The sequence below is a fragment of the Microbispora sp. H10949 genome (assembly GCF_014161435.1).
GTDB classification, from domain to species: Bacteria; Actinomycetota; Actinomycetes; order Streptosporangiales; family Streptosporangiaceae; genus Microbispora; species Microbispora triticiradicis.
On sequence record NZ_JABBWZ010000003.1, the window covers coordinates 516,350 to 530,527 of the forward strand.

The window sequence follows — 14,178 nt, forward strand, 5'->3', positions numbered from 1 at the left end:
CCCCGCGTCGGGCAACGCATTAAGGACCAGCACCGCGGCATCCGGAGATTCTGGAAGAGAGGGCGGCAAGGCTGGCGCGCCAGGCCCGCGACGCGGCGTCGGCGAAGCATTTCCGGTAGCAATTCGCTGCGTCCTCAAAGCATGTGGACAGAACCGGGGGCGCGAACTCCCGGTTCGGCTTGGAGGCGGATGTGCCGGTCGCAGCGCCGTGGCGAAGCGTCGTCCCCGCCTTCGTGCCGAGGTACGGATGAATATTCATTTGCCGTGAGTCGTCAATGAGCAGGGAGGTAGAGGCGGGGTTGTCGGCCGCTACCGCAGCAGATCACGGAGCGTGGGGAAATTCAGACGACCACTTCATGGCGGGGGATGCGTCCACATGTATCGCGCCGTTGCCTCGCGGCCGGTGCGGTAGGACGTTGTGCGCATGCTGAGCGCTGTGTCGAGGCGGTTGGGTGTGGCCGGTGTCGCGGCCGCGCTCGCGATCGTGGTGACTACGGGGTGGCCGGGCGGCTTCGCCACGGCCAGGGCCACGGCCGGGCTTCTCGCCAGTCCGTCGCCGTACCCCACCGCGAGTCCGTCGCCGTACCCCACCGGCGGTCCGGAGTTCGTCTACGTGGCGAACGCCCACGGTCCGGTGACGGCCTATCCGGCCGGTAGCACGGGCGCCGTAGCTCCAGTACGGCAACTGGCCGACCCGGGCGACCCGAACACCTACTGGGGGCCGTGGGGGATCGCCTTCGACATCAGCGGGAACGCGTACGCGCAGAGCTTCCTGTCGGACGCGACCACCTTCGTCTACTCACCGGGCGCCACGACGCCGGGCCGGATGTTCCGTGTCGCGGGACCTGATTCCCGGGCGGTGGCCGTGGACAGCGCGGGGTACGCGTACGTGACGACCGGCCAGGCCGAGGCGGTGATCGCGGTGGCCGCGCCGGGTGCCAGGGGCACGGCCGCGAACCTCTACACGGTGCCCGCGGTACGCCAGATCCCGCTGGACGAGACGTTCCACCCGTGGCCGGGCGTACTGACCACGGACACGTCCGGACACGTGATCGCCGGAGTGGTGCGTGCGAACGGCAACGCGGTGGAGTTCTTCAACGGGGGCCCGTCCGGCAGCGCCACACCGGTGCGGGTCATCGCCGGGCCGCACACCGGTCTGGGCAGCTGCTCCAGCACCTGCGACCAGCTCGCGGTCGCCTACTCCGCCTTCACCGGCCGGCTCTACGTGGCCGTCAGCCAGGGCCAGCAGACCCGCATCAACGTGTACGCCGGCAACGCGAGCGGGGACGCCGCACCGGTACGTGTGATCTCCGGGCCGGCGACCGGCCTGGCCGGAAAGGTGATCACGGGCATCGCCGGCAGCCAGGTCGACGGCACCATCTACGTGCTCACCAAAGCGGCCCCGTTCAGCAGCCCCGGCAGCATCCTGGCCTTCGACCGGCTGGCCGGCGGCAACACGCCGCCGCGGCGTACCTTCACCGACAGCGGCACCGGCCTGGCCGACGGACTCGGCATCGCGGTGTCGTTCGTCCACTGACCCCGGCCCGATCCAGCCCGGGCGACCTGCTCCGGCGGCCGGGATCAGCAGGTGATGGTGTAGACCGCGGTCGTATAGGTGGTGTAGTCCCCGTAGCCGGAGGTGCTGTACGCCTGGAACTGGGCGGAGGCCTGGTAGGAGCCGGACTGGCAGGCGACCCCGGCATCGCAGGAGACCGACCAGTCGGTGGTCCCGCAGACGTTGCTCGCCACGGTGCTGCCGGAGCGGCGGAGCTGGACATCGGCCTGGAGGTAGTCGACCGATGAGGAGCAGGTGATGGAGGCGTTCACCGCGACGGCGGCGCCACCGGTCCGGGTGAAGTAAAGGCTGGGCGAGCAGCTGCCTCCGAGCAGGTTGGCGGATGCGACGGATGGCGTGGCGGCCCCGGCGGGCGCGCCGGGCACCACGCCGAGCAGCGTCGCGACGACGGCGGCGAACAACACGCCTGCTGGCTTCATGGAGCTCTCCTGACGTAGAGGGAACGGGCGGACAGCTCCGCCGTCAGGAGCACGTGGAGGAACCGGGTGTCACCGCGTGGCATGGGTGATCGTCTCCAGCGTGAGGCGACGGGCTGCGTGGCCCGGCGCCGTGGTCGGATTCCCGCGGGCGCCGGCTCCCCAACACTCGGCGATCATCCCGCCTGTGTACATATGCGGGGGAGAAGGTAATCCCCCTTTCCCAACCGGGTGGACGGAGCCCCGCGGCACCTGGGCGGACGCCGCACGGAGACCTTCCGTCGACGGCGAACCGCTGAAAATTGCAGAGCCCACCGGCCGGCATCCGAGGTGTGAAAAAGGCCGGTCCGTCGTGAGGCGGACCGGCCTTCTTCAGCTGGGTGACGTCATCGGCACCCGATCAGGTGCTGGACTCAGACGCGGGTCCACTTCTGGTTGTTGGCGCCGGTGCACGACCAGATCTGCACCTTCGTGCCGTTGGCGGTGCCGTTGCCCGACACGTCCAGGCACTTGTTGGCGCCGACGGCGGTGATGCTGCCGTCGGAGTTGAAGCGCCACTTCTGGTTGTTCTGGCCGTTGCAGTCCCAGATGATGACCGCGGTGCCGTCGGCGGTGCCGGCGCCGTTCACGTCAAGGCACTTGTTGCCGTAGACGCGAAGCTCGGACGCGCTGGTGGAGGTCCACTTCTGGTTGTTCTGGCCGTTGCAGTCCCAGATCAGCACCGTGGCGCCGTTGGTCTGCGAAGCGCCGTTGACGTCCAGGCAGCGGTTGGACGCCACGCCCCTGAGGGAGTTCGTGCCGCCCGAGGGGCCCGTCGGAGTCGAAGAGGGCGTCGAGCTGGGAGTCGTGCTGGGAGTCGCCGAAGGCGTCGAGTTGCCGCTGAACTGCGTGAAGAAGTTCCACGTCACCGCTCGGGTCCAGGAGTTCTCACCCGGCTCGTAGTCGCCGGACTTCCCGTCCACCGGGTTGGGCGTGTGGCCCGCGTCGAACGCCGCCCACGCGACCGGATAGCCGGCCCGGCACCCCGAGTAGTAGGTGACGATGTGCGTCAGGCTGCCCTGTGCCGGCTCCGGCGGGTTCTGGGGCGTACAACCGTTGTTCCTGACGAACCTGTCCCGCAGCGACCGGCCCTGGGAGATGTTGAGCACCGGGTCGCGGAGGCCGTGGAAACCGAGGTACGCGACGGGCTCGGTGCCGCCGCTGCACCCGCTGAGCTGTCCGCCGGAGTAGACCGCCACCGCGCGGAACACGGTGGGCCGGGAGCAGGCGAGCGAGTAGCTCATGCCGCCGCCGTAGCTGAAGCCCATGGCGAAGCGCTGGGTGGTGTCGATGCACAGGTCCGACTCGAGCCGCCGGATCATGTCGTCGACGAAGACGACGTCCTCGCCGCCCGAGTTGGCCCAGCCGTTGTTGAAGCCCTGGGGCGCGACGAAGATCGTGGTGTTGTTCGACAGCGCCCTGGTCCCGTAGTAGGACCAGACGTACCCGCTGGTGCCGCCCGAGTCGACGTCGTTGGCGGTGCCGCCGTTCCAGTGGAACCCGAAGACCAACCGGTACGGGTTGGTGTTGTTGTAGTTGTCGGGGATCCTCAGGATGAAGCTGCGGTTCTTTCCGCTGGTCGTGATCGACTGCGTGCCGCTCCTCAGCGTCGGAGTCTTGCCGCAGCCGGCCGTCGCCGCGGCGGCGACGGCGCTGTGGGTGGTGGACGCGGTGCCGCCGAGTGCCACACCCGCCGTTCCCAGGGTGAGAAGCGCCGCCGCGGTGACCGCGGTGAAGATGGATTTGTACCTCAAGTCACGCAACTTTCTGTGCTGTGTCGAGTGTCGGATGAGGTGTCCCGGAGCCTCAGGCACATTACGGTCCCAGTCAACAAATCAGTCAAGAGCATAAGAATGCTCTTTTCACCGCCGACGACGCCGGATCTCCCGGGTCGCAGGCCGTAGGTTTCGGCTTCGCAGCCGGTTGAACTGGTGATTCTGGTCCCTTGTGCGATTCCACCGTGATCGCGATGAGTGCTACTCATCTCCGCAGGCATCTGCGAAAAGACGGCCGTTCGGTGAAACTAAGTCGTACTCTTTCAGGCCGCTGCGAGGGTGGCCCGCCGCCGCGGCCCGGGGTCCGGGCCGCGGCGGGACGGGGTCTAGCGGTAGCCGGCCGCCACGATCTCGGCCTGGATCGCGTTCTCGGTGGCGTCGGAGGGGTACCCGGCGACCATCGCGCCCTCGTAGAAGGTGCCGGCGCTGAGGTTGGCGCCGCCGTCGGGCTTGCAGCAGTCGCCGCCGCTGCCGAGGATGATCGCGCCCTGCTTCTTCATCGGGCTGTAGCCGCCGGGGAGCGAGCCGTCGTACAGCGTGTAGAGGCTGCCGGACTGGGCGTTGCTGCCCTTCATCGCGAACCGGGACGTGCCGTTGTTCTTCAGGGTGGCGGTGACGAACTTGCTGGTGAAGGCGCGCTGGTTGGGGTTCCACGACTGGCTGCCGCCCGGGAACAGACCCCATTCGAGGTCGGCCTGGACCCACGGGCCGCTTCCGGAGCAGCCGCCGAACCAGCACTGCTTGCTGAAGTTGATGGCGTCCATGGCTCCGGCGGCGTCGGCCTTGCGGGTGGTCTCGCTGTTGCCGTAGTCGAAGCAGCAGCCGCTGTTGACGTGGGTGCCGCTGGTCACCATGTACATGCCCTCGGGCGCGCTGCCGGTGGGGACGCCGGTCAGGTGGCCGTCCCGCCAGTAGCTGTTGCCGGGGTTGATGTACAGCGAGTACGCCTTGTTGCCCCCGACGGTGAGCGACTCGGTGGTCGCGACCGCCGGCTTGCTCTGGGGAGAGCCGGGGACCACGCTGGATCCCTGGTACCACAGGTCGTTGCCCCGCCCGGACTGGTCGTACACGACGGTGACGACGCAGGTGGTGCCGGAGCAGAACGAGTCCTGGGCCGCCGCGTTGGCGACACCGCCCGCGGTCAGGACGGCGATGTTGCGGGTGGTGTTGTCCGAGGAACGCCGCACCTGGTACAGGTTGCCGTTGTAGGCGCCGTACAGCGCCCGCGTCGTGCTGTGCGCGGCCACGCACGGCGTGCCGCCCGAGGCGTAGATGTCGCACGGGCGCGCGCCGGGCGGCGGCGGTGTGGGCGACGTGGTGGGGGTCGCGCTCGGCGAGGCGCTGGGCGACGTGGTGGGCTGCCCCCCGGTGGTCCACTTCTGGTTGCTGGCGCCGGTGCACGACCAGATCTGGACCCTGGTGCCGTTGGCGGTGCCGTTGCCGGACACGTCCAGGCACTTGTTCGCGCCGACGGCGGTGATGCTGCCGTCGGAGTTGAAGCGCCACTTCTGGTTGTTCTGCCCGTTGCAGTCCCAGATGATCACCGCGGTGCCGTCCGCCGTGCCCGCGCCGTTCACGTCGAGGCACTTGCTGCCGTAGACGCGCAGCTCGGACGCGCTGGTGGTCGTCCACTGCTGGTTGTTCTGGCCGTTGCAGTCCCAGATCAGCACCGTCGCGCCGTTGGTCTGCGAGGCGCCGTTGACGTCAAGGCACCGGCCCGACCCCACGCCCACCAGTGGCGTGGTCGCCGCCGAAGCGGGCGCCGACCAGCTCAAAGCGGCGGCCAGGAGGGTGGTCAGCACCGCCATGGCAGACGAGATGACGGCCGCCCGGGAGCGCCGTCCGTGCGGCGCGCGGTCCGGTAAGGGAACGGATGAGGGTTCCATCGTGGGTACTCCTTGGGGGGATAGGGCCGGTGCGGCCCCGCGCTCGGAGAACCGCGGGGCCGCACCGGAGACCGCGTGAGCAGGGAGCAGAGATCGGGGAGCAGCGGACAGGGCGGGATCCGCCCGCAGGCCGTCGGCGTCACGACGGATGCGAAGCGGCGTATGCGAATCGATTCGCCATCGCACCGGATCCGCTGCGAGATGGTGCGGTGTACAGCGAAGCACACACGACACACGGACCGCCTGTCAAGGCCGGTCCGGGCGGCCGATGGCCTGCCGGGGTCAGTCGGACGAGAAGAGGCGCTGCTGGATTTCCCTGCGGTAGTCGTCCAGGGTGTTGTCGATGTGCGTCGCGGCGGCGTGGGCCGCCGCTTCCGCGTCACCGGCGCGAATCGCCTGGTAGATGGCGTCGTGCTCCTCGACGGCCTTGGCGGCGTGCCCGCCGACCGAGCCGCGCAGCCCGATGAGGCTCGACTGGGCCTGCAGCCGCCGCGCCTCGCGTACGGCGATCTGGAGGAACATGTTGTGCGAGGCCGTGGCGATGGCGGTGTGGAAGGCGTCGTCGCCCTCGTCGAACAGGTCCTGGCGCCCGGTGTCGAAGCCGTGGCGGCACACGGCGGCGGCCTCCTCGACGGCTCTGAGCTCGGCGGGAGTGGCGCGGCGGGCGGCCAGCCGGCTGGTCTCCATCTCCTGGGCGCGCCGGAACTCGAACAGCATGTAGACATGGTCGAGGTCGGTGGGGAGGAAGAACGACGCCAGCCGCCCGGCGCCCAGCATCCCCTCGTCGTCGGCGACGTACAGGCCCCGGCCCTTCTGGGCGCGCACCCGGCCGAGCGCCGACAGGATCTTCACCGCCTCGCGCACGACGGTGCGGCTGGTGCCCAGCTGTCCGGCCAGGTCGTTCTCCGTCGGCATGCGGTCACCCGGACGCAGGCCAAGCCGGGCGATCAACTCCAGCACCTGCTCCGCGGCCACCTCGTAGCCCGGCCGGTATCCGCCCTCACGCGGGGTGTCGGTCACCGCGCCTCCTCCTCGCCATCCCTGCAGAAGTATGACCGATCGGGGCGCCCTTCCCGCCCTCCCGGAGACGGATCCGATCAGTACGACACATGTGAACGGTTCATTTTCGGCAGCCAGGAGCGGGACGCGCGCGTGGAGGGCGTTACCGCAGGTGAGTGATGGAAAACGGTTCACTGTGCCCGGGACCTGAATGTGCGCTGTGTGAAATGAGTGGGCTTAAGGTCTTGACGGGTCCTTGGTGCTCCGATCGTAATTGGTCCGGATCCGCACAGCCGGCCGTCGTCGTACACCTCCGCGTCCGACGACGGTCTCCTCCTCAGGAGGGCGTCACCTGCCGGAGGAGGGCGTGACCTGACCGCACCCCTACCCCCCAAGGAACCACCGTGCAACGATCTTCGCCCGTCACGGCGCTGAGGCCGGTCCTGACCGGCGTCGTCGCCGCGGCGCTGGCCGCGGCGTTCGCCCTCGTCGCCCCGGCCGCCTCGGCCTTCGCGGCCACCACGACCCTCTACGCGTCCCCTTCGGGCACCGGCACCGCCTGCACCTCGGCCGAGCCGTGCTCGCTGCCCGCGGCGCAGACGGCGGTGCGGTCGTTGAACGGCTCCATGTCCGGCGACATCGTCGTTCAGCTGGCCGACGGGGTGTACCGGCTCTCCTCCCCGCTCCGGCTGACCTCCGCCGACTCCGGGAACAACGGCTACACGGTCAGGTGGCAGGCGGCGGCGGGCGCCCATCCCGCCATCAGCGGGGCCCGGGCGGTCACGGGCTGGTCACAGGCGGACGCCGGGAAGAACATCTGGCGCGCCAACGTCGGCACGGGGATCGACACCCGGCAGCTGTACGTCAACGGAGCCCTCGCCACGCGCGCCCGCACCCAGGTGAACCGGAACGACTTCACCGCGACCACCACCGGGATGAGGTTCAGCAGCAGCGCGCTGAGCTATCTGAACAGTCTGGCCAACCAGAACCGGGTCGAGATGGAGAGCGTCGGCTCGTTCACCGACCGGTACGTGACGGTGCAGAGCATCAGCGGCAACTTCATCACGATGCAGCAGCCCGGCTGGAACAACAACACCTTCGGGTACGACACCTTCAGCCAGCCGCACCGGGCGGGCGCGCTCTACCTGGAGAACGCGTACGAGTTCCTGGACTCCCCAGGTGAGTGGTACATCAACCCCGGGACCGGCGTCCTGTACTACATCCCGGCGTCCGGGCAGAACATCAACAACGTCAGCGTCGAGCTGCCGGTGCTGCAGTCGCTGGTCGACGTCGGCGGCACCTATGACTCGCCCGCGCACCACATCACGTTCAGCGGCATCACGTTCACCGGCACGACCTGGCTCGGGCCCAGCAGCAACCAGGGCTTCGCGGACCAGCAGACCGGCTCCTACATCGCGGGCAACTACAACTGGCCCGCCGACAGGCTGACCTCCTGCCAGGAGGGCTGCCAGGCGTTCGAGTCCGCGCGGCCGAACTGGTACCAGATGCCCGCCGCGGTCCAGGTCTCCGCCGCGAACAACATCACGTTCACCGACTCGCAGTTCGTCAATCTGGGCCAGACGGCCATCGGCATCGGCAACGACGCGAACGCGCACGCCAGCGGTGTGGGCCTGGGCGCGAGCGACATCACGGTCACCCGGTCCGAGATCGCCCGCAACTCGGCCGGCGGCGTCGTGGCCGGCGGGGTGCGCGCCGACGCGCACCACCCGAGCGACCAGCGGATGGTCAACCGGAACATCACGGTCAGCAACAACCGGATCCACGACCTCGGCCTGGACTACCGGGGCATCGTCTCGGTCCTGACCACCTACGTCACCACCTCGGACGTGTCGCACAACGAGGTCTACAACCTGCCGTACACCGGCATGTCGATCGGCTACGGCTGGGGCGCCAACGAGCCCGGCGGCAACAACAGCTACACCAACCGCGGGCTGTACAACTACCAGCCGCGGTACACCACGGCCACCACCGCGTCCGGCAACAAGCTCGTCGGCAACTACGTGCACGACGTCATGCAGCAGATGACCGACGGCGGGTGCATCTACACGCTGTCCTGGAACCCCGGCGCTGTGATCAGCGACAACTACTGCCTGCGGACCAACGGCTATTTCGGCGTCTACTTCGACGAGGGCTCGAAGTACTACACCGTCAGGAACAACGTCCTGTCGAACACCGGCACCTGGGCCACGGCCAACTACTGGGGCGGTGAGAACATGGGGAACTTCACCGTCACCGGCAACTGGTCGACCAACAGCAGCACCAACATCACGAACGGTGACCGCGGCAACGTCGTCAACAACAACGTCGTCGTCTCCGGCGGCAACTGGCCGTCCGGTGCGCAGGCCGTGATGGCGGCCGCCGGGCCCCAGAGCGGCACGTCGTCGCCGTCGGCCTCCCCGTCGGCCTCGCCCACTCCGCCCGCCGGGAGCACGAGCTCGCTCAAGGGCGTGGCGTCGGGCCGGTGCCTGGACGTCAACGGTGCGTCGCAGTCGAACGGCGCGACGGTGCTGATCTGGGACTGCAACGGCCAGAACAACCAGAAGTGGACCTCCACCAGCGCGACTGAGCTTCGCGTCTACGGCAACAAGTGCCTGGACGTGAACGGCGCGGGCACGGCGGACGGCACCGCGGTGATCATCTGGGACTGCAACGGGCAGAACAACCAGAAGTGGCGCCTGAACTCCGACGGCACGATCACCGCGGTCGGGGCGAACAAGTGCCTGGACGTGTCCGGCAACGGCACCGCCAACGGCACGAAGGTGCAGATCTGGTCGTGCACCGGCGCCAACAACCAGAAGTGGACCCGCGTCTGACACCCGCGACGCTCCCGCAGAGCTTCCGACGCATGTGACCTTCGAGGCTCCGCCGGGGTGACCCTCACCCCGGCGGAGCACGGCACGGCGGCCGCCGCCGACTCCCATCCCGCAGGAGCAGTAGTGTCCCCACCGCAAGCCCCGGAGCCGGCCTCCCGCCGGGCCCTCTTCGCGTACGACGCCGGACCGAGGCGCTTCGCAGCCGTCCTCGCCGGGATCGTGGCCGTCCTCCTGGTGATGGCCGGCGCGGCGGGGTGGCCGTCCACCGCGTCCGCCGCCGACAACCCCTACCAGCGCGGGCCCGCGCCCACCGCGGCGAGCATCGCCGCGGACCGCGGTCCCTTCGCCACCGCCCAGGTGACCGTGCCCAGGGGCAACGGATTCGGCGGCGGGGTCATCTACTACCCGACCGACACCAGCCAGGGCACCTTCGGCGCCATCGCGATCGCCCCCGGCTTCGGCACCGCCTGGAGCTACTACGCCTGGCAGGGCCCGAGGCTCGCCTCGTTCGGGTTCGTCGTGATCGGGATCGAGACCAACACCCTCAACGACTACGCCGACGCCCGGGCCGCCCAGTTGCTCGCCGCGCTGGACTACCTGGTCAACAGCAGCTCCGTACGGGACCGGGTCGACCGGGGCCGGCTGGCGGTGGGCGGCCACTCGATGGGCGGCGGCGGGGCCATCCTCGCGGCCGACCAGCGGCCCTCGCTGCTGACCGCGGTCGGGCAGGCGCCGTACGTGCCCGACGGCAGCCTGTCGGGCATCAAGAGCCCCACGATCATCTTCGCCGGCCAGACCGACGGAACGGTGACCCCGCAGTACGCGCAGAGCGCGTACAACACGATCCCCGGCAGTGTGGAGCGCGCGTACGTCGAGATCGCGAACGAGGGGCACGGCTTCCCCGCCGGGGGCGGCGGCGGCAACTCGGGCGCCTTCGCGCGCACCATGATGATCTGGCTGAAGCTGTTCGTCGACAGGGACACCCGGTACGCGCCGTTCCTGTGCCCGTCGCTGACCAACGCGAACGGCATCTCGAAGTACATGGCCAGCTGTCCGCTCGACCCGCCCGGCGGCGGTCCGACGGCCAGCCCGACCTCGACCCCGACCTCCACACCCACCTCGACGCCCACCTCGACTCCGTCGGGCACTCCGCCCGCGGGGGGCACGAGCGCGCTCAGGGGTGTGGCGTCGGGCCGGTGCCTGGACGTCAACGGCGCCTCCCAGGCCAACGGCGCGACGGTGCTGATCTGGGACTGCAACGGCCAGAACAACCAGAAGTGGACCTCCACCAGCGCGGGCGAGCTGCGGGTCTACGGCAACAAGTGCCTGGACGTCAACGGCGGCGGCACCGCCGACGGCACCGCGGTGATCATCTGGGACTGCAACGGCCAGAACAACCAGAAGTGGCGGCTCAACTCCGACGGCAGCATCACCGCCGTCGGCGCGAACAAGTGCCTGGACGTGTCCGGGAACGGCACCGCCAACGGCACCAGGGTCCAGATCTGGTCGTGCACCGGCGGCACCAACCAGAAGTGGACCCGCGTCTGACCACGAACCGAACCGGAGGCGGCACCCCTCCCTAAACCCCGTCCACCGGCAACAGCGCGGCGGCGCGCGCCTTTGCCCGACTGCATCTCTCATGTCAGGAAGGAACCCCCCTTATGTCCCGACGTCCGTGGCCGGTGATGCTGGCCACGCTGGCGCTGCTGGCTCCTCTGCCGATGGCGCTCAATGTCCCGGCGGCGAACGCGCTGACGATCCCGGCCTCCGACTACCAGCAGGTCGCCCTGGCGACCGGTGGCGGGGAACTGGGTGAGGCGATGTCGCTGGCGGTGCTGCCGAACCGGTCGGTGCTGCACACCGCCCGTGACGGCACGCTGCGGATCACCGACGTCAACGGCACCACGAAGGTGGCCGCCAAGCTGAACGTCTACACCCACGACGAGGAGGGGTTGCAGGGGGTCGCGGTCGACCCGAACTTCGCGACCAACCGCTACGTCTGGCTGTACTACTCGCCGCGGCTGAGCACCCCGACCGGCGACGCCCCCTCCAGCGGCTCACAGTCGCAGTTCGACCAGTGGAAGGGGCACCTGAACCTCTCCCGCTTCACGCTCAAGTCCGACGACACGCTGGACCTGAGCAGTGAGAAGGTCGTGCTGGAGGTCGCCAACGACCGTGGCATGTGCTGCCACGTGGGTGGTGACATCGACTTCGACGCGGCCGGGAACCTCTACCTGACCACGGGCGACGACAGCAACCCGTTCGAGTCGGCCGGATACTCGCCGCTGGACGAGCGCACGGACCGCAACCCGCAGTACGACGTGCAGCGCACCGCGGCCAACACCAACGACCTGCGGGGCAAGCTGCTGCGGATCAAGCCGCAGGCCGACGGGACGTACACGATCCCGAGCGGGAACCTGTTCCCGCCGGGCACGGCCAAGACGCGCCCGGAGATCTACGCGATGGGGTTGCGCAACCCGTTCCGGATGAGCGTGGACAAGGCCACCGGGGTGGTCTACCTGGGCGACTACGGACCGGACGCGGGGTCGACCAACTCCAACCGCGGGCCGCAGGGGCAGGTGGAGTTCAACCGCATCACCAGCGCCGGGAACTACGGGTGGCCGTACTGCACCGGGTCCAACAGCACGAACGAGACCTACAACGAGTGGAACTTCGCCACCAACAGCACCGGCGCCAAGTACAACTGCTCGGGCGGGCCGACCAACAACTCCTTCCGCAACACCGGGCTCACCACGCTGCCGGCGGCCAGGCCGGCCTGGATCCGGTACGGAGGGGACGCCGGTTCACCGCCGGAGTTCGGCGGCGGGTCCGAGTCGCCGATGGGCGGGCCGGTCTACCGGTACGACCCGAACCTGAACTCGTCGGTGAAGTTCCCCCAGGCGCTGGACGGGCGTTTCTTCGCCGGTGAGTACGGCCGCAAGTGGATCAAGGCCATCGAGGTCCGCTCCGACGGCGGGTACGGCGAGATCAGCGCGTTCCCCTGGTCGGGGACGCAGGTGATGGACATGGCCTTCGGCCCGGACGGCGCGCTGTACGTCCTGGACTACGGCACCGGCAGCAACAACCAGGCGCTGTACCGGGTCGAGTACATCGGCAAGGCCAACCGCAACCCGATCGCCAAGGCCTCGGCGGACAAGACCTCCGGCGCGGCGCCGCTGACGGTCAACTTCTCCTCCTCGGGCAGCTCCGACCCCGAGGGCGGCGCGCTGAGCTACTCCTGGGCGTTCGGGGACGGGACCACCTCCACGGCGGCCAACCCGAGCAAGACCTACAACACCAACGGCACCTACACCGCGACGCTGACCGTCCGTGACCCGCAGGGGCTGACCGGCACGGCGAGCGTGACCGTGAACGTGGGCAACACCGCGCCGTCGGTCGCGCTCACCTCGCCGGTGGAGGGACAGTTGTTCTCCTTCGGCGACACGGTGCCCTTCCAGGTCTCCGTGTCCGACCCCGAGGACGGGACGATCGACTGCTCGGCGGTGACGGTCACCTACTTCCTGGGGCACGACAGCCACGCCCACCAGATCACCTCCAAGTCCGGGTGTTCCGGGTCGATCGCGGTGCCGGTCGACGGTGAGCACGACTCGGCGGCCAACATCTACGGGGTGCTGCAGGCGACCTACACCGACAAGGGCGGCCTGACCACCACCGTCGTCCGCACGCTGCAGCCGCGGCACCGCCAGGCCGAGCACTTCGGCGCCCAGCAGGGCCTGCAGACGGCCGACCACACCACCGCCGAGGGCGGCAAGACCGTCGGCTACACCGACGACGGCGACTGGATCTCCTTCACCCCCTACAACGTCTCCAACGCCACGCGCATCACCGCGCGGGTGTCGTCCGGCGGCGTCGGCGGCCGGCTGGAGGTGCGGGCGGGCTCCGCGACCGGCACGCTGCTGGGCACGGTGAACGTGTCGCCCACCGGCGGCTGGGAGACCTTCGCCGACGTGTCGGCGAACCTCAGCGGCGCGCCGGCCGGGACCACCACGCTGTATCTGGTGTTCCGCGGGGCGACCGGGCAGGGATACCTGTTCGACCTGGACGCCTTCACCCTCGACACCGGCACCTCCAGCTCTCCCTCTCCGTCGCCGTCCCCGTCCGCGTCTCCGTCGGCCTCGCCGACTCCGCCCGCGGGTTGGACGAACTCGCTGCGGGGTGTGGCGTCGGGCCGGTGCCTGGACGTCAACGGTGCCTCGCAGACCAACGGCGCCACGGTGCTGATCTGGGACTGCAACGGCCAGAACAACCAGAAGTGGACCTCCACCAGCGCGTCCGAGCTGCGCGTCTACGGCAGCAAGTGCCTGGACGTGAACGGCGGCGGCACGGCGGACGGCACCGCGGTCATCATCTGGGACTGCAACGGCCAGAACAACCAGAAGTGGCGCCTGAACTCCGACGGCACGATCACCGCGGTCGGCGCGAACAAGTGCCTGGACGTGGCGAGCAGCGGCACCGCCAACGGCACGAAGGTGCAGATCTGGTCGTGCACCGGCGCCAACAACCAGAAGTGGACCCGCGTCTGACGCCGTCTCGCAGGCCACTTTTTATCAACCGATCCACCACCTGATGCGACGCCCGGCACGGCCCCGCCCTCGACGAGGAGGGACGGGGACCGCGCCGGGCGCCGCGACG

General features: G+C 69.4%; 8 protein-coding genes. 4 read left to right on the plus strand and 4 right to left on the minus strand.

Annotation, left to right across the window (positions count from 1 at the left end; translation table 11 throughout):
* Positions 1-436: 436 nt before the first annotated feature.
* Positions 437-1,537 (plus strand): hypothetical protein, encoded by a 1,101-nt coding sequence (locus HHX40_RS09770; protein ID WP_182880250.1) that lies wholly within the window; start codon positions 437-439, stop codon positions 1,535-1,537.
* 44 nt (positions 1,538-1,581) lie between these two features.
* On the opposite strand, the gene HHX40_RS09775 is transcribed toward HHX40_RS09770, so the two are convergent.
* The 4 genes from HHX40_RS09775 to HHX40_RS09790 all read right to left on the minus strand — a co-directional run bounded on the left by HHX40_RS09775 (position 1,582) and on the right by HHX40_RS09790 (position 6,712).
* The gene (locus HHX40_RS09775; protein ID WP_182880251.1) at positions 1,582-1,995 is read right to left on the minus strand and encodes a hypothetical protein; all 414 of its coding nucleotides are present in this window, start codon (positions 1,993-1,995) and stop codon (positions 1,582-1,584) included.
* A gap of 410 nt (positions 1,996-2,405) precedes the next feature.
* A complete protein-coding gene (locus HHX40_RS09780) occupies positions 2,406-3,785 on the minus strand; it encodes a lectin (RefSeq protein WP_259403396.1) in 1,380 nt (459 codons plus the stop codon).
* 347 nt (positions 3,786-4,132) lie between these two features.
* Positions 4,133-5,692, minus strand: coding sequence for an arabinofuranosidase catalytic domain-containing protein (locus tag HHX40_RS09785; RefSeq protein WP_220498889.1), 1,560 nt, complete (start codon positions 5,690-5,692; stop codon positions 4,133-4,135).
* A 282-nt stretch (positions 5,693-5,974) separates the two neighbouring features.
* A complete protein-coding gene (locus tag HHX40_RS09790) occupies positions 5,975-6,712 on the minus strand; it encodes a FadR/GntR family transcriptional regulator (protein ID WP_208758869.1) in 738 nt (245 codons plus the stop codon).
* Positions 6,713-7,095: 383 nt separating this feature from the next.
* Between HHX40_RS09790 and HHX40_RS37605 the strand changes: the two genes are divergently transcribed.
* The 3 genes from HHX40_RS37605 (at position 7,096) to HHX40_RS09805 (ending at position 14,069) form a co-directional block, all read left to right on the plus strand.
* Positions 7,096-9,525, plus strand: coding sequence for an RICIN domain-containing protein (locus tag HHX40_RS37605; protein WP_182880252.1), 2,430 nt, complete (start codon positions 7,096-7,098; stop codon positions 9,523-9,525).
* Positions 9,526-9,648: 123 nt separating this feature from the next.
* Positions 9,649-11,073 carry an RICIN domain-containing protein gene (locus HHX40_RS36455; protein ID WP_310738012.1) on the plus strand — a complete coding sequence of 475 codons (1,425 nt, stop codon included), beginning with the start codon at positions 9,649-9,651 and terminating at the stop codon, positions 11,071-11,073.
* Between the two features lie 113 nt (positions 11,074-11,186).
* Positions 11,187-14,069 (plus strand): lectin, encoded by a 2,883-nt coding sequence (locus tag HHX40_RS09805; protein ID WP_182880253.1) that lies wholly within the window; start codon positions 11,187-11,189, stop codon positions 14,067-14,069.
* Positions 14,070-14,178: the final 109 nt, after the last annotated feature.

What these genes read in the sequence shown, in the direction of transcription:
- HHX40_RS09785 (WP_220498889.1), bottom strand. Translation starts at nt 5,692, where the DNA reads ATGGAACCCTCATCCGTTCCCTTACCGGACCGCGCGCCGCACGGACGG.
- HHX40_RS09775 (WP_182880251.1), bottom strand. Translation starts at nt 1,995, where the DNA reads ATGAAGCCAGCAGGCGTGTTGTTCGCCGCCGTCGTCGCGACGCTGCTC.
- HHX40_RS09805 (WP_182880253.1), top strand. Translation starts at nt 11,187, where the DNA reads ATGTCCCGACGTCCGTGGCCGGTGATGCTGGCCACGCTGGCGCTGCTG.